The organism is Arthrobacter woluwensis (genome assembly GCF_030816155.1).
GTDB classification, from domain to species: domain Bacteria; phylum Actinomycetota; class Actinomycetes; order Actinomycetales; family Micrococcaceae; genus Arthrobacter_E; species Arthrobacter_E woluwensis_A.
In genome coordinates, this window is record NZ_JAUSXR010000001.1 from 600,792 (window position 1) to 615,967 (window position 15,176).

The window sequence follows — 15,176 nt, forward strand, 5'->3', positions numbered from 1 at the left end:
CTCGACCCGGCTCTCCGCAGGCCAGCTAGTACGCTGGGAGAGCCTGATTCTTAGACGGTAACCCAGTAACAGTAGGAGAGGCCCTGATGGCAAAGATCATCTACACCCACACTGACGAAGCGCCCATGCTCGCCACCCATTCCTTCCTTCCGGTGGTCCGGGCGTACGCCTCCAGCGCGGGTGTGGACATCGAGACCCGGGACATCTCCCTCTCCGGTCGCATCATCTCGGCGTTCAGCGACTTCCTCGAAGAAGACCAGCGGATCGGGGACGCCCTCGCCGAGCTGGGCCAGCTGGCCAAGACCCCGGAAGCGAACATCATCAAGCTTCCGAACATCTCCGCCTCCATCCCGCAGCTCAAGGCCGCCATCGCTGAGCTCCAGGGCCAGGGCTACGCACTTCCCGACTACCCGGACAACCCCTCCTCGGATGAGGAGACGGACATCCGCTCGCGCTACGACAAGATCAAGGGCTCCGCCGTGAACCCGGTCCTGCGTGAGGGCAACTCGGACCGTCGTGCGCCGCTGTCGGTGAAGACCTACGCCCGCAAGAACCCGCACTCCATGGGCGCCTGGTCCTCCGACTCCAAGACCAATGTGGCCACCATGGGTGAGAACGACTTCCGCTCCAACGAGAAGTCCGTGACCCTGGCCAAGGACGACGTCCTGACCATCCAGGAGGTGTTCGCGGACGGTTCCGTCAAGGTCCTCCTGAAGGACCTCAAGGTCCTGGCCGGCGAGGTCGTCGACTCCACCGTCCTGCGCGCCGCGGCCCTGGACGAGTTCCTGGCCGGCGCCGTGCAGCGCGCCAAGGAGGAAGGCGTCCTCTTCTCCGCCCACCTCAAGGCCACCATGATGAAGGTCTCCGACCCGATCATCTTCGGCCACGTGGTCAAGGCCTACTTCCACGAGCTCTTCGAGAAGTACGGCGAGCAGCTGGCCGCCGCCGAGCTCAGTCCGAACAACGGCCTGGCCGCCATCCTGGCCGGCATCGACGAGCTGCCCGAGGAGATCCGCGACGACGTCCGCGGCCTCATCACCAAAGCGCTCGAAGAGGGCCCGGCCCTCGCCATGGTCGACTCGGACAAGGGCATCACCAACCTGCACGTCCCGTCCGACGTGATCGTGGACGCCTCCATGCCGGCCATGATCCGCATCGGCGGCCACATGTGGGGCCCGGACGGCAAGGAGCACGATACCCTCGCGGTGCTGCCGGACTCCAGCTACGCCGGCGTCTACCAGGCCGTGATCGAGGACTGCCGTGCCAACGGCGCCTACGACCCCACCACCATGGGCACCGTCCCGAACGTCGGCCTCATGGCCCAGGCCGCCGAGGAGTACGGCAGCCACAACAAGACCTTCGAGATCGCCAAGGCCGGCACCGTCCAGGTCGTCTCCTCGGACGGCACCGTCCTCATGGAGCACTCCGTGGAGCCGGGCGACATCTGGCGCGCGTGTCAGACCAAGGACGTCCCGGTCCGCGACTGGGTCAAGCTGGCCGTCACCCGCGCCCGCGCCTCCCAGACCCCGGCCGTGTTCTGGCTGGACGAGAGCCGCGCCCACGACGCGCAGCTCATCGCGAAGGTCAACGAGTACCTCAAGGAGCACGACACCGAGGGCCTCGACATCCGCATCCTCACCCCGGAGGAAGCCACCACGTTCACCGTCCAGCGCCTGCGCCGCGGCGAGGACACCATCTCCGTGACTGGCAACGTGCTGCGTGACTACCTCACCGACCTGTTCCCGATCCTGGAACTGGGCACCTCCGCCAAGATGCTCTCCGTGGTGCCGCTCATCAACGGCGGCGGCCTGTTCGAGACCGGCGCCGGCGGTTCCGCCCCGAAGCACGTGCAGCAGCTCGTGGCCGAGGACTACCTGCGCTGGGACTCGCTCGGTGAGTTCTTCGCCCTGGTCCCGTCCCTGGAGCTCTACGCCGAGCAGGCCGGCACCCCGGGCGCCAAGGTCCTGGCCGACACCCTGGACCGCGCCACGGGCACCTTCCTGCTGGAGAACAAGTCCCCGGGCCGCAAGCTCGGAACCATCGACAACCGCGGTTCGCACTTCTACCTGGCCCTCTACTGGGCGCAGGAGCTCGCCGCGCAGAAGGACGACGCCGCTCTGGCCGAGGCCTTCGCGCCGCTGGCCGAGGCTCTCGCCGCCCAGGAGGAGACCATCGTCTCCGAGCTCCTGGCCGTGCAGGGCCACCCGGTCGAGCTGGGCGGCTACTACCGCCCGGACGAGGCCAAGGCCACCACGGTCATGCGTCCCTCGGCCACGCTCAACGGGCTGATCGACGGCTTCGGCGCCTAGTCACCCTTCCGCGCCCGGCGACGGGGCGCGCGGGTCCGTTCAGGACTCCGGCACGACGGCGGCCGGTCACCTTCTGCGGGAGGTGGCCGGCCGCCGTCGTCGTATCCGGAGTAAGTCGCGGGATGTCGTGCCGTCCGTGGGATGTGTCACAACTGTTGACAGCCTTGTCGGGTCCTTGCGAGGATGAACTTGAAGCTTCAAACGATTCGCCCCCGTCCCGAGGCCACCGTGACCGATGACCACCGATAGCGAGGACCCCCGCATGGCTTCCGTTTCCACCTCCCGCACCACCGACACCGCTCTGGCCGTACTCCGGATCGCCCTGGGTGTCGTGTTCTTCGCCCATGGCTGGCAGAAGATCTTCACCTTCACCCTTCCCGGAGTTCAGGGCTCCTTCGGCCAGATGGGCGTTCCCGCCGCCGACATCGTCGGCCCGGCGGTCGCGTTCCTCGAACTGATCGGCGGCGCCGCGCTCATCCTCGGCCTGGTGACCCGCGTGGCCGGCGCCCTGCTCGCGCTCGACATGCTCGGCGCCATCATCCTCGTCCACGGCGGGTCCGGGATCTTCGTCGATCAGGGCGGCATGGAGCTCGTGCTGGTTCTCGGCGTCGGCTCGCTGGCCCTCGCCCTGGCCGGCGCCGGGCGGTTCTCGCTCGATGCGCTCCTCTTCGGCCGCCGTGGTGGCCGGGCGGCGCAGCTCGCCTGACCTCTCAGCCCCCACCGCTCTCGCGAAGTAACAGTTGGCGCCCCTATCCGCAGTGGATAGGGGCGCCAACTGTCATTTCGCGAAGGGGGAGGCGGTCAGCGCTCGTCGTTGGGGTAGGTGACGCCGAGCTGGGCCCGCACCCCGTCGAAGAGGCGCATGACATCCACCGACTGGCGCCACGGCATGGTGGGGCTCTCCGTGAGGCCCTGCTGGACGCAGCGCGTGACCTCTCGCAGTTCGTACGTGTAGCCGGTGCCGACCGTGTCGAACGTTTCCACGCGCTGCTGGTCCCACCCGGTCTGGATGTGCAGTTCCTTCGGGTTGTTGACGGAGCCGAAGGTCTGGAGGACGCCCTGGTCGCCGGCCACGGTCGCGCTGCGCGGTCCGTGGGCCAGGAGGGACGACGTGAGAGTGGCCATGGCGCCGCCCGAATAGCCCAGACTCAGGATGTTCTGGGCGTCCACGCCCTGATCCGTGAGCGTCCCGCGGGCGTCCACGGCGTCGGGGAATCCGAGGATGCCCAAGGGCCAGAGCAGCGGGTACACCGTGAGGTCCAGAAGCGCGCCGCCACCGTCACGGCGGGCCCAGATCCGGGCCTCCGGGTTCGGCGGGCACGGGAATCCGAGGTCCGCCGAGATCCAGTGCACGGTGCCGAGCTCGCCGCTCGCCGCGATCTCGAAGGCGCGCTGGATGGACGGCAGGAACCGGCTCCACATCGCCTCCATGAGGAACAGCCCCTTCGCCTCGGCGAGCCGGACGAGCTCCTCGGCTTCCCGGGCGTTGATGGTCAGGGCCTTCTCGACCAGGACGGGCTTTCCGGCTTCCAGTGCGGCGCGGGCGATCTCGAAGTGCTGGCCATGCGGGGTGGCGACGTAGACGACGTCCACCGCCGGGTCGGCGAAGAGGCGCTGGTAGCCGAGGGCGCCGTCGTCGTCGCCATAGGCCACCGCGAAACCGTGCCCTTCCGCGAACGCATCCGCGGCGGCCTGGGTGCGGGAACTGACGGCGTACAGCTCGGCGTCCTCCAGCAGGGCCAGATCGGCCGTCACCGAGCGGGCGATGTTGCCCGTGGAGACCACGCCCCAGCGAAAGGTCCGGCCGGTGGCGAACGCGGGATTCTGCTCCTCCTGGGACAGGAGCCAAGGACGGGGGATGAGGGAAGCCATGGACCCATCATCGCACCGGGGTTCTCCGGCGGGGGAACGGGTCCATGGCTTCGGTACTCGGATGAACAGCGCAGAGGTGAACAGCGCGCAGCGTGACCGCGCTTCCGCTCAGGCCGCCAGGCGCTTGCGGACGAAAGCGGAGAGCTGATCCACCACCACGATCAGGATGAGCACGATGATGATGTGGGTCAGCATCGCATCGAAGCGGAAGGTCTTGATGGACTGGTTGATGAGCAGCCCGATGCCACCCGCGCCCACGAGACCGAGGACCAGGGAGGAACGGACATTGACGTCGAAGCGGTAGAGCAGCAGACCCACGAATTGCGGCACCACCATGGGCAGCGTCGCGTTGGCCACCTGCTGGATCCGGTTGGCGCCGGCCGCGCGCAGTGCCTCCTGCGGGCCGGCGTCGATCTCCTCCATGGCCTCCGCCCAGAGCTTGCCCATGACGCCGGTGTTGTGGCAGATCAGCGCCAGCACGCCGGGGAACGGACCCAGGCCGACGGCCGTCACGAAGATCAGCGCGAACACGATGTCCGGAACCGCGCGGAAGAAGGACAGGATGGCGCGGGCCACCTGGTAGACCCAGCCGGCGGGGCTGGTGGTCCGGGCGCCCAGCACGGCGAGCAGGAGGGCCGTCGGAATGGAGAACGTCGTCCCCAGCAGACCGATCCAGAGCGTCACCAGCGTCGCGTCCAGGCCGGGCTGGATGGTCTTCTCCCAGTTCAGATCCGGCGGGAAGGCGTCCGCGAGGAACTGGGCCATGCCCTTCCAGCCGTCCACCAGCAGCTGCGGCTGGAAGTCGGTGCCCTGGATGGCCAGGACATGGAGGAACACGACGACGGCGGCCACCACCGCCCAGCGGAGCCAGTGCTTGCGCCCGCGCAGGGCGGGCCGCGGGTCCTTCCCGGGCCGCGTGGCCACGGGCTTCAGGGTCGGCGCGCTCATGCCGCCACCTTCCTGTCCGGTGCGTAGAGGTGGTCCAGCTGGGCGGCGCCCAGTCCGGACACGGGGGAGTCGAACACCATGCGGCCGTCCATGAGACCGATCGCGCGGTCCGCGTGCCGCAGGGCGAGGTCGGGCTGGTGGAGGACCGCCGCCACCGCGAGGCCGTGCTCGTGGGCCAGGCCCGCGAGGAGCTGCATGACCTGCTCGGCCGCATGAGGGTCGAGGGCGGACACGGGTTCGTCGGCCAGCACCACATCGGCCCGCTGGCACAGGGCACGAGCCACGGCGACGCGCTGCTGCTGCCCGCCGGACAGACGGCTCACGCGGTCGTGGGCGCGGTCCGCGAGGCCTACGCGGTCGAGACAGTCCATGGCCTCCTCCAGCACGGAGTCCGGGAAGAAGAGCGGGCTCAGGCTGCGGCCCGTGCTCATCCGGGCGAGAGCGCCGGCGCAGACGTTCTCCAGCGCGGTGCGGCGGGGGACCAGGTGGATCTTCTGGAAGATCATGGCCGCCTTGCCGCGCGCCTGCTGCAAGGCACGGCCCTGCAGCAGGCCGAGGTCCTGCCCGCCCAGCTTGATGGTCCCGGCGTCGGCCTCGGTGATGCCCATGACGCACCGCAGCGTCGTGGACTTCCCCGAACCGTTGGCCCCGAGGAAGGCGACGAGCTCCCCGGCGGCGACCGTGAAGTCGACGCCGTCCAGGACCTTCCGGCCGCCGAACGATTTGGCGAGGGAGGTCACCTCAAGCAGCGGGCCGGTCATCAGAGGTTCTTCTCGGTCAGGTTGAGGGCGGTGGCGAGGTCGAAGAGCGGCTGGTAGTCGTCCTTCGTGACGGCGACCATGGGGCCGGGAGGGGTCACGTCGAGGAAGGCGCCGACCTTGGCGACGTCCTTCGTGTCGAGCTGAAGGAGCGCATCCGCGACGGCCTTCTTGAACGCCGGGTCGGCATCCTTGCGGACCGTGATCGGGTCGTTGGGGATGGGGTCGGAGGCCCAGATCTGACGGAAGTCGGCTGCCTTGAAGGAGCCTTCCTTGGTGGCGGTGGCCAGGGTCTGGGTGTTGATCTCGGCCGCGTCGACCTTGCCGTTCTTCAGGGCGAGGAGGGCTTCCGGGTGGCCGCCGGCGTAGTCGAGCTTGACGTCCTTCTCAGCGATGCCGGCCTTCTGCAGGGCGTAGCGGGGCAGGGCGTCACCGGAGGTGGAGCCGTTGGACCCGAGGGCGAGGGTCTTGCCCTTGAGGTCGTTGATGGACTTCAGGGGGCTGTCCTTGGGAACCCAGATCCCGGCCTTGTAGCTCGAGAGCTTCTTGTCCGCCGTCGCGAAGGAGGCGAGCGGCTCGGCGCCGGCCTGCTGGCTGGCGAAGACGAAGCCCAGCGGGCCGAACTCGCCCAGGTCGAGCTTGCCGTTGCGCATGGCGAGGACTTCGGCGGCGTAGTCGTCGACCACCTGGACCTTGACAGGGCAGTTGAGCTTCTTGGAGAGGGCGTCGGCGAGGACGTTGTAGGCCGGGATCAGCTTGTCAGGGGCCTCGTACGGCTCGATGCCGAACTTGATCTCACCGTTGGGGCACGTGGCGGAGGCGTCGCCCGCGGAGGCGGTGCCCGTGCCGGCCTGAGAGGCGCCGCCGCAGGCGCTGAGGGCGAGTGCCGCGGTGAGCGAGAGGGCCGCCGTGGCGGTGATCCGGGCGCGCGAAAGCTGCTTCATGATGTTCCTTTGAGAAGAGGTGCCGGAGAGGCGGGAGGGGAAGGAGTGGTCAGGCGAAGAGGGCGTCGATGGTGCGCTCGGCCAGGCCGAACGAGAGTGTCATGCCGACGCCCGAGGTGACGGACACGGCGGTGACCTGCGGGAGGACCTCCTGCTGGAAGAGCGGCGCGACCTCCGAGGAGGCGTACACGCCCTGCCACCGCTCGATGACCCGGGGCCGTGACCCGAGGGTCGACTCGAGGTGCTCCAGGAGGGTGCCGGTGACGGTTTCGTCCAGGAAGGGCGGGGCGCTCTGGTGGTAGTGGTGCGAGTCGCCCAGCAGGAGGGAGCCGTCAGGCCGCTGGGTGAACATGACGTTCGCGCCGACTTCCAGCAGCTCGGGCGCGGTGGTCGAGACCTCGTCGCGCAGGGCTCCTGCGGCATCGGTCTCGACGAAGGCGGGGTAGCGGAGCATGGAGGTCGCGGTGAGGACCGCCGGGCCCAGGTGGAAGCCGTCGGGCATGCGGCCGAGCGCCATGGTGAGCGTGCAGCGCTGGATGCGGTGCGCGGCGGCCTCCTCCGGGAAGAGGTAGTCCAGATCGTGCCCCACGCACACCACGACCTGGGAGGCGGTGAGGTCGCCGCGGGAGGTGCTGACCCGGACGCCGCCGTCGGGCAGCGGGGTGAAGCCGGTGGCCGAGGTGTTCCAGGAGACGTCGGCGTTCGGCAGGGAATCCAGCCAGGACGCGATCCGGGCCACGGTCGTGCGGGGGTCGACACGCAGATCGTCGCGGAGGAACGCCCCACCGATCAGCCCGGGCCAGCCGGTCTGCGTGCCCGCGGGTCCGAGCTTGGCGCGGGTGGCGGCCGCGTCGAGGACGGTGACCTGGCCCGGTTCGCGGGTGGCGGAGAGTTCGCGCAGGACGGCGAGTTCGGCCTCCGTGCGGGCGACGACGACGGCGCCCGAGGTGGCGGCCCAGAACCCGGCGAGTTCGGAGAACTTGAGCCACTGCCGGCGGGACGCCTGCGCCAGCTTGTAGAGCTCCCCGCTCTGGGCGGTGATGCAGCAGTGGCCGAAGTTCCGGATGGAGGCGCCCACGGCCTGGTGATCCCGGTCGATCACGCGGACGGTCAGGCCGCGCTCGGCGGCGACGGCGGCATGGGCCAGGCCCACGATGCCGGCGCCGACCACCAGGAGGTCGGTTGAGATTTCCTTGTTCACGGAACCAGCGTGCCGGAGCCGGAGCGGACGGTTCAAGCCCAAACGAGGGTTGTATAGACAGCTTCACGCAGTGTTCACCCAGGGCCGGGTCCGTTCACGCACAATTCACCCAGCTCGGCGCATCTTCCCCGGTTTCGCCAGGAAGTGCACTTGTATGATCAAGTCGTGAGCATTCAGCCGACATCACCGCTGCACCGCCGCCTGAGCGAAGAGTTCATGGCCCGCATCAACAACGGCACCTGGCCGGCCGGGAGCCGTCTCCCGAGCGAGGCCGAGCTGTGCCGCGAATTCGGCACCAGCAGGGGCCCCATCCGCCAGGCACTCGCCTTCCTCAGGAGCGAAGGCGCCATCAGTGGCGGGCGCGGGCGCTCGCCGGTGGTGCGGGGCGGTGTGCCGTCCCAGTCCTTCTCCACCTTCAACTCCTTCACCGAGTGGGCCCGGAAGATGGGCAAGGAGCCGGGCCAGCGCACCGTGGAGGTCGCCATCCGGCAGGCCGGCCCCGAGGCCGCGGCGGCGCTGGACATCGCGGTGGGGGACAAGGTGGTGGACGTCGTGCGCGTCCGCTACCTCGACGGCGAGGTGGCGATGCTGGAGACCAGCACGTTCATCCACGAGGTGGGCCGGCTGCTCCTGGACTTCGACACCGACGGCGGTTCCATCTTCGAATTCCTCCGGCAGCAGGGCATCCGGATCCACAGCGCCCGCCACACGATCGACGCGGTCGCGGCCTCGCCGGCTCAGGCCGAGGCCCTCGGGACCCAGCCGGGTTCGCCCCTGCTGCGGGAACGGCGCCTGACCGCCACGGAGGACGGGACGCATGTGGAGCTCGCCGAGGACTGCTACCTGCCGGGCATCACCAACTTCAGCATCGACAACACCGTGGAACAGCGGGCAGCGCTGATCCGCATCCACACCGAAGGACACTGACATGACGCATCTGGTCGCCTGTGACATGGCCGGCACCACCATCGACGAGCACGGCGACGTGTACCGCGCCCTGGCCCAGAGCGTGGAGGAGGCGGGGGTTCGCACCACCGAGGAGGACGTCCAGGCCTGGATGGGCGCGGACAAGGTGGAGGCCATCACGGCGCTGCTGAAGCTCGGGGGCCACGACGCCGACCCGGCCACCGTGGCGCACTCCTTCTCCCGCTTCCGCGAGATCCTCGCCGCCCTGTACGCGGAGAACCCGCCCACCGCTTTGCCGGGCGTCGAGGAGGCCCTGAACGGGCTGCGGGCGCGCGGCGTGAAGGTGGCCCTGACCACCGGCTTCTCCGCCGACGTCGCGCATCCTCTGTTGCACGCGCTGAACTGGACGACCGCGGACGCTCCCGACGCCGGCCAGGCGGCGCTCGTGCTCGACGCGGTGGTCACGAGCGACGAGGTGAGCGCGGGCCGGCCCGCGCCGTTCATGATCCACCGGGCCATGGAGCGCACCGGGGTCCTGGATGTGCGGGACGTCCTGGCGGTGGGGGACACCGTCAACGACCTGCAGGCCGCGGAGCATGCTGGGGTCCGGGGCATTGGCGTCCTGACCGGCAAGCTGGGCCGCGAGGAGCTGGCCGCGCACCCGCACGAGGCCATCCTCGAGTCCGTGGCGGACCTCCCGGCGCTCGTCTGACGGGACCCTGCCAGGAAGCCAGCGCAGGACACGCGAAACGGCGACGGCCGGTGGAAATTCTTCCACCGGCCGTCGCCGTTTCGCTTGCCCCGCTCAGCGGAGCCGGTTCACCTGAGGGGATTCACTCCCCGGGGATCACTTGGTGATCGGGCCGAGGACCGGATCGCCTTCGTAAGCGGTCTTGACGTTCTCCTTGGTCACGATGACCGGGGGGAGCAGGAAGGCCGGAACGACCTTCACGCCGTTGTTGTAGGACTTGTCGTCATTGATCTCCGGCTTGTTGCCGGCCTGCAGACCCTTGACCATCTCGAGAGCGTGCTCCACGAGCTTGCGGGTGTCCTTGTTGATGGTGGAGTACTGCTGACCCGCCATGATGGACTTCACGGACTCGACCTCGGAATCCTGACCGGTGACCACAGGGGTCGGCTTGCCGGCGGCCTTGACCGAGGTCAGGATGGCGCGGGCCAGGGTGTCGTTCGGGGAGAGCACGCCGTCCAGCGAGGCGGAGCCGTAGCTGCCGGCCAGGATGGTGTCCATGCGCTTCTGGGCGTTCTCGGCCTTCCAGCCCTGGGTCACGGCCTGCTCGAAGCTCTTCTGACCGGAGACGACCTTGAGGGTGCCGTCGTCGATCTTCGGCTTCAGCACGCTCATGGCGCCGTCGAAGAAGACCTTCGCGTTGGCGTCATCCGGGGAGCCCGCGAAGAGCTCGACGTTGTACGGGCCGCTGGCCTTCTTGGACTTCATGCCGTCGAGCAGGGCCTGGCCCTGCAGCTCGCCGACCTTGAAGTTGTCGTAAGCCACGTAGTAGTCCACGGCGTCGGTGTTCTTGACCAGGCGGTCATAGGCGATGACGATCGCGCCGTTGTCGTGAGCCTGCTTCAGCTGGGTGCCGAGCTGGGAGCCGTCGATGGCGCCGACCACGATGACCTTGGCGCCCTTGGTGACCATGGAGCTGATCTGGTTCTGCTGCTCCGAGACGCCACCGTTGGCGAACTGGACGTCAGCCTTGAAACCGGCACCGGTCAGACCGTCGTTGAAGAGCTTCTCCGCGAGGACCCAGTTCTCACTGGTCTTCTGGGGAAGAGCGACGCCGATCAGGGCGTCCTTGGCGAAACCGGCCGCGCCGGAGGCGTTCCCGCTGGAGCCGGACTCGCTGCGGCCACAGGCCGTGAGAGCCAGCGCGGCGATGGCGGTGATGGCGGCGACTTTGCCCGCTTTTCCGAACATGCGCATGAGTGCATTCTCTTTCTATTGGTGATCCGGCGGCACCGGAGTGCCGCAGCGGTTCGGGGTGTTCGGCCTCAGGCGGCCTTGGTTTCGGTTTTGGATCCGAAGTTCTTGAGCAGCAGGCCGGTGATGGACCGCTTGCCCTGGGACTTGTTGTAGACATCGAACGCGACGGCGACCAGGAGCACCAGACCCTTGATGATCTGAGTCCAGTCGGCGCCCACGCTCATGAGCTGCAGACCGTTGTTCAGCAGGGCCATGACGAGACCACCGACGATGGAACCCACCACGGTGCCCACACCGCCGGAGACCGCCGCGCCACCGATGAACACGGCCGCGATGGCGTCGAGCTCCCAGCCGACACCGTCGAACGGGCCGGAGGCGGTGGAACGGGCGACGAAGATCATGCCGGCCAGACCCGCCAGGATCGACATGTTCATCATGACCAGGAAGTCGATGCGCTTGGCCTGCACGCCGGAGAGCTCGGCCGCGTGCTTGTTGCCGCCCACGGCGTAGATGTGGCGGCCGACGATCGTGCGGGAGGTGATGAAGCCGTAGATCAGGACGAGGACCGCGAGGATGATGCCCGGCACCGGGAAGGACGTGCCCGGACGGCCGGTGGCGAAGAGGTACGTCGCGTAGGCGATGGCGCCGCAGATGAGCACCAGGCGAGTGACGACGACCCACATCTCGTCGACGTCGGCACCGAGGGCCTGGGCGGCCTTGCGGCGGCGCAGTTCACCCCAGATGATGGCGGCGATGGCGGCGAGGCCCAGCAGCAGCGTGAGGTTGTTGAACCCGGTGTCGGGACCGACCTCCGGCAGGTAGCCGGCGCCGATGGTCTGGAAGTCGTTCGGGACGGGGATGGTGTTCGACTTGCCGAGGAGCTGGTTCAGACCGCGGAAGAGCAGCATGCCGGCCAGCGTGACGATGAACGCCGGGATGCCGACGTAGGCCACCCAGAAGCCCTGCCACGCTCCCACGATCGCGCCCAGCAGCAGGCCGATCAGGATGCCCACCCAGGAGGGGACGCCCCAGTCCCGGACGATCAGGGCGACGCTGATGCCCACGAAGGCCGCCACCGAGCCGACCGAGAGATCGATGTGCCCGGCGATGATGACGAGCACCATGCCGATCGCGAGGATCAGGATGTAGGAGTTGCCGTTGAACAGGTTGATGATGTTCTCGGGCGTGAGGGTGATGCCGCCGGTCAGGATCTGGAAGAAGACGATCAGGAAGACGAGGGCGAAGATCATGCCGAACTGACGGGTGTCGCCGCCGAAGATCTTTTTGAGTGCGTTCATTGGTGATTCCTTGGGTGCGTGGTGAATGAGGCCGGGGCCCCACAGCAGCGGGAGGAGTGTCAGGCGGCCTGACGTTTGGCGGTCATGAGCTTCATCAAGTTCTCCTGAGTGGCGTCGTCCTTGTTCACGACACCGGTCACCGAGCCTTCGAAGATCGTGTAGATGCGGTCCGAAAGCCCGAGCAGTTCCGGCAGCTCGGAGGAGATCACGATCACGCCCTTGCCCTGGCTGGCCAGGCGCTGGATGATGCCGTAGATCTCGTACTTGGCGCCCACGTCGATGCCACGGGTCGGTTCGTCCAGGATCAGGAGATCAGGGTCCGTGAACATCCACTTGGCCAGGACCACCTTCTGCTGGTTGCCGCCGGAGAGCTTCGCGACGCCTTCCTCGACCGAGGGGGTCTTGGTGCGCAGGGACTTCCGGTAGTCCTCCGCGACCTCGAACTCGCGGTCCTCGTTCACCACGTTGTGCTTGCTCACGCCCTTGAGGTTCGCGGCGACGGTGGTGGTCTTGATGTCGTCCAGGAGGTTCAGGCCAAGGGACTTGCGGTCCTCGGTCACGTACCCCAGGCCGTGGTCGATGGCCTGGCGGACCGTGTTCATCCTGATCTCCTTGCCGTCCTTGATGACGGTTCCGGAGATGAAGCGGCCATAAGAGTGGCCGAAGAGGGAACGGGCGAGTTCGGTGCGCCCGGCGCCCATGAGTCCTGCGAAGCCGACGATCTCGCCGCGGCGGACGAAGAAGTTCGAGCCCTTGCACACGAGGCGGTCCTCGATCTGCGGGTGGGCCACGGTCCAGTCCTTGACCTCGAAGAACACCTCGCCGATGTTCGGCGTGTGGTCCGGGAAACGGGATTCCAGGCTGCGGCCCACCATGCCCTTGATGATCCGGTCCTCGTTGACGCCGTCTGCCTTGACGTCCAGAGTCTCGATGGACTTGCCGTCACGGATGATGGTGATGGAGTCCGCGATCTGTTCGATCTCGTTGAGCTTGTGGGAGATGATGATCGACGTGATGCCCCTGCTCTTCAGGCCGAGCAGCAGGTCGAGCAGGTGCTGGGAGTCGCTCTCGTTCAGAGCGGCGGTGGGCTCGTCCAGGATCAGAAGCTTCACGGACTTGTTGAGCGCCTTGGCGATCTCCACGAGCTGCTGCTTGCCGACGCCGATCTCCTTGACCGGGGTGTCAGGATCATCGCTCAGGCCGACGCGGGCCAGCAGGTCCTTGGAGCGGAGGCGTGCCTCGGACCAGTTGATCACCCCGAACCGGGTGGGTTCATTGCCCAGGAAGATGTTCTCCATGATGGACAGCTCGGGGATGAGCGCGAGTTCCTGGTGGATGATCACGATGCCGGCGGCTTCGCTGGCGCGGATGTCCCGGAACTGCTGAACTTCGTTCTGGTACACGATGTCCCCGGCATAGGTGCCGTACGGGTACACCCCGGAGAGCACCTTCATGAGTGTGGATTTCCCGGCCCCGTTTTCGCCGCAGATGGCGTGGATCTCGGCGACCTTCACTTTCAGGTTCACCTCGGAGAGCGCTTTGACGCCCGGGAACTCCTTGGTGATGGATCGCATTTCCAGGATCGTCGGGGCGGTGCTGGTCTCAGACATCGGTCGTCCTTGCCTCGAAGTCGTTCAGTGCGGACCAATCAAGTCCGCCGGTGGGCGCGCGATCCCTGTGGCTCGTGTCACCCTCTGACCGATAAGTAAACTGGAAGCGGGCTATTGCCGTCAAGCCTTTAACGCAGAGCTCGTACCGAATCGTTACTTCTTGGCACTCGCCGGTTTGCGGAACACGAGTGCGGCGGCGCCCAGGGCCTCCGCGCGCTCGCCCAGTGAGGACACCGTGAGTGCCGTGGAGGCGCCCACCATCGGAATCGTGTGCCGCAGGATCCCGCGACGGATGGGCTCCAGCAGCAGTTCCTCCAGCTCGGCCAGGGGGCCGCCCACCACGATCACCTCGGGGTTCAGGAGATTCGCCACGGTGCCGAGCGCGTGGCCGATTGCCAGCCCGGCGTCGTCGAGCACGCGCAGGGTGGCGGGGTGGCCCGCCCGGGCCCCGGAGATGATGCTCCGGGTGGTCACGGGGCCGGGTTCGTTGCGGCTCAATTGCTCGATCATGGTGGTGGTGGACGCGATCGTCTCGAGGCAGCCGCGGCTCCCGCACCGGCACACGGCCCCGCGGTCGTCGATGGTCGAGTGGCCGATCTCGCCCGTGATGCCGAGGTTGCCGTACACCGGGGCGCCGTTGACGATCAGACCCGCGCCGATGCCCGAGCCGATCTTGAGGAAGACGAGGTTCTCCGCGCCGCCGTACGGACCCCACGTGGCTTCCGCGAGGGCGCCGAGATTGGCGTCGTTGTCGATGTGGACGGGCAGCCCGAGGGCCTCGCGGAGCCGGGCCTCGGTTTCGATCCCCACCCATTCGGGCAGGACCGCGCCGTGGGCCACGGTGTGGCTGCGGCGGTCGAGCGGCCCGGGGATGCCGATGCCCACGCCGATCACGTCGCGGTGGGTCAGGCCGTTGTCCTGGAGGAGCCGTTCCATGAGGTCGTGCGCCATGGCGATGCCGTGTTCGGCGTGGTGGCCGAGGACTAGGCTCGTGGAGGCTTCGGCCACCACGCGATAGTCGCGCGTGGCCAGGACCACCCGGACGTGCCGGCGGCCAAAGTCGATCCCCACCGCGACGCTGTTGTCCGCGTTCAGCCGGACCTGCAGGGCCCTCCGTCCGGACGACGTGGTCGGCGCCGTGTGGACCATGCTGTCGCGTTCAAGCTCTTTGACGATGTTGGAGATGGTCGCGGTGGAGAGGCCCGTGGTGCGGGAGAGTTCGGCCTGCGTGGCCGGGCCGGCGGAGAGCGCCTGCACGATCCTTTCCCGGTTGAGCTGGCGCAAGGCCGACTGGGAACCCGGATTCCTGCGGGTGGATGTGCTGTTTCCCTCACGGCTGACCATGAATGCAAGCATGGCCTAAACGGCCTATGCGGTCAATAAGT

The 15,176-nt window shown here is 67.9% G+C and carries 13 protein-coding genes; 4 read left to right on the forward strand and 9 right to left on the reverse strand.

Annotated features, from left to right (window positions below; genetic code table 11):
• The first annotated feature begins 86 nt into the window (after window positions 1–86).
• Together QFZ52_RS02715 and QFZ52_RS02720 are read left to right on the forward strand one after the other, a co-directional pair.
• Window positions 87–2,309 (forward strand): NADP-dependent isocitrate dehydrogenase, encoded by a 2,223-nt coding sequence (locus QFZ52_RS02715; RefSeq protein ID WP_307496108.1) that lies wholly within the window; start codon window positions 87–89, stop codon window positions 2,307–2,309.
• A 262-nt stretch (window positions 2,310–2,571) separates the two neighbouring features.
• Window positions 2,572–3,015, forward strand: coding sequence for a DoxX family protein (locus QFZ52_RS02720; RefSeq protein WP_307496109.1), 444 nt, complete (start codon window positions 2,572–2,574; stop codon window positions 3,013–3,015).
• Window positions 3,016–3,110: 95 nt separating this feature from the next.
• Here QFZ52_RS02720 and QFZ52_RS02725 read toward each other — a convergent pair whose 3' ends face one another.
• The 5 genes from QFZ52_RS02725 to QFZ52_RS02745 all read right to left on the reverse strand — a co-directional run bounded on the left by QFZ52_RS02725 (window position 3,111) and on the right by QFZ52_RS02745 (window position 8,032).
• Complete coding sequence (locus QFZ52_RS02725; protein WP_307496110.1) at window positions 3,111–4,181, reverse strand: Gfo/Idh/MocA family protein; 1,071 nt, start codon at window positions 4,179–4,181, stop codon at window positions 3,111–3,113.
• Between the two features lie 108 nt (window positions 4,182–4,289).
• Window positions 4,290–5,129 (reverse strand): phosphonate ABC transporter, permease protein PhnE, encoded by an 840-nt coding sequence (gene phnE, locus QFZ52_RS02730; protein ID WP_307496111.1) that lies wholly within the window; start codon window positions 5,127–5,129, stop codon window positions 4,290–4,292.
• The gene (locus tag QFZ52_RS02735) at window positions 5,126–5,890 is read right to left on the reverse strand and encodes a phosphonate ABC transporter ATP-binding protein (RefSeq protein ID WP_307496112.1); all 765 of its coding nucleotides are present in this window, start codon (window positions 5,888–5,890) and stop codon (window positions 5,126–5,128) included. Before QFZ52_RS02735 ends, phnE begins: the two co-directional genes overlap by 4 nt.
• A complete protein-coding gene (locus tag QFZ52_RS02740) occupies window positions 5,890–6,831 on the reverse strand; it encodes a phosphate/phosphite/phosphonate ABC transporter substrate-binding protein (protein WP_307496114.1) in 942 nt (313 codons plus the stop codon). The genes QFZ52_RS02735 and QFZ52_RS02740 overlap by 1 nt, the downstream gene beginning before the upstream one ends.
• 49 nt (window positions 6,832–6,880) lie before the next feature.
• Window positions 6,881–8,032, reverse strand: a complete 1,152-nt coding sequence (locus QFZ52_RS02745; protein WP_307496115.1) for a TIGR03364 family FAD-dependent oxidoreductase — start codon at window positions 8,030–8,032, stop codon at window positions 6,881–6,883.
• 165 nt (window positions 8,033–8,197) lie between these two features.
• Here QFZ52_RS02745 and QFZ52_RS02750 point away from each other — a divergent pair, with 165 nt between their 5' ends.
• Complete coding sequence (locus QFZ52_RS02750; RefSeq protein ID WP_307496116.1) at window positions 8,198–8,959, forward strand: GntR family transcriptional regulator; 762 nt, start codon at window positions 8,198–8,200, stop codon at window positions 8,957–8,959.
• Between the two features lies 1 nt (window position 8,960).
• Window positions 8,961–9,650 carry a phosphonatase-like hydrolase gene (locus QFZ52_RS02755; RefSeq protein ID WP_307496117.1) on the forward strand — a complete coding sequence of 230 codons (690 nt, stop codon included), beginning with the start codon at window positions 8,961–8,963 and terminating at the stop codon, window positions 9,648–9,650.
• A gap of 135 nt (window positions 9,651–9,785) precedes the next feature.
• Here QFZ52_RS02755 and QFZ52_RS02760 read toward each other — a convergent pair whose 3' ends face one another.
• The 4 genes from QFZ52_RS02760 to QFZ52_RS02775 form a co-directional block, all read right to left on the reverse strand.
• The gene (locus QFZ52_RS02760) at window positions 9,786–10,883 is read right to left on the reverse strand and encodes a substrate-binding domain-containing protein (RefSeq protein WP_307496118.1); all 1,098 of its coding nucleotides are present in this window, start codon (window positions 10,881–10,883) and stop codon (window positions 9,786–9,788) included.
• A gap of 68 nt (window positions 10,884–10,951) precedes the next feature.
• Window positions 10,952–12,181: a multiple monosaccharide ABC transporter permease gene (mmsB, locus tag QFZ52_RS02765; RefSeq protein ID WP_307496120.1), complete on the reverse strand. Its 1,230-nt coding sequence runs from the start codon at window positions 12,179–12,181 to the stop codon at window positions 10,952–10,954.
• 59 nt (window positions 12,182–12,240) lie between these two features.
• Entirely contained in the window at window positions 12,241–13,791 is a 1,551-nt protein-coding gene (gene mmsA, locus QFZ52_RS02770) for a multiple monosaccharide ABC transporter ATP-binding protein (protein WP_307496121.1), read from the reverse strand.
• Between the two features lie 153 nt (window positions 13,792–13,944).
• Window positions 13,945–15,135: an ROK family transcriptional regulator gene (locus tag QFZ52_RS02775; RefSeq protein ID WP_307496122.1), complete on the reverse strand. Its 1,191-nt coding sequence runs from the start codon at window positions 15,133–15,135 to the stop codon at window positions 13,945–13,947.
• Window positions 15,136–15,176: the final 41 nt, after the last annotated feature.

Excerpts from the sequence above, each read along its gene's own strand:
- QFZ52_RS02715 (WP_307496108.1), top strand. The coding sequence starts at position 87 with ATGGCAAAGATCATCTACACCCACACTGACGAAGCGCCCATGCTCGCC.
- QFZ52_RS02720 (WP_307496109.1), top strand. The coding sequence starts at position 2,572 with ATGGCTTCCGTTTCCACCTCCCGCACCACCGACACCGCTCTGGCCGTA.
- QFZ52_RS02725 (WP_307496110.1), bottom strand. The coding sequence starts at position 4,181 with ATGGCTTCCCTCATCCCCCGTCCTTGGCTCCTGTCCCAGGAGGAGCAG.
- phnE (WP_307496111.1), bottom strand. The coding sequence starts at position 5,129 with ATGAGCGCGCCGACCCTGAAGCCCGTGGCCACGCGGCCCGGGAAGGAC.
- QFZ52_RS02735 (WP_307496112.1), bottom strand. The coding sequence starts at position 5,890 with ATGACCGGCCCGCTGCTTGAGGTGACCTCCCTCGCCAAATCGTTCGGC.
- QFZ52_RS02740 (WP_307496114.1), bottom strand. The coding sequence starts at position 6,831 with ATGAAGCAGCTTTCGCGCGCCCGGATCACCGCCACGGCGGCCCTCTCG.
- QFZ52_RS02755 (WP_307496117.1), top strand. The coding sequence starts at position 8,961 with ATGACGCATCTGGTCGCCTGTGACATGGCCGGCACCACCATCGACGAG.
- QFZ52_RS02760 (WP_307496118.1), bottom strand. The coding sequence starts at position 10,883 with ATGCGCATGTTCGGAAAAGCGGGCAAAGTCGCCGCCATCACCGCCATC.
- mmsB (WP_307496120.1), bottom strand. The coding sequence starts at position 12,181 with ATGAACGCACTCAAAAAGATCTTCGGCGGCGACACCCGTCAGTTCGGC.
- mmsA (WP_307496121.1), bottom strand. The coding sequence starts at position 13,791 with ATGTCTGAGACCAGCACCGCCCCGACGATCCTGGAAATGCGATCCATC.
- QFZ52_RS02775 (WP_307496122.1), bottom strand. The coding sequence starts at position 15,135 with ATGGTCAGCCGTGAGGGAAACAGCACATCCACCCGCAGGAATCCGGGT.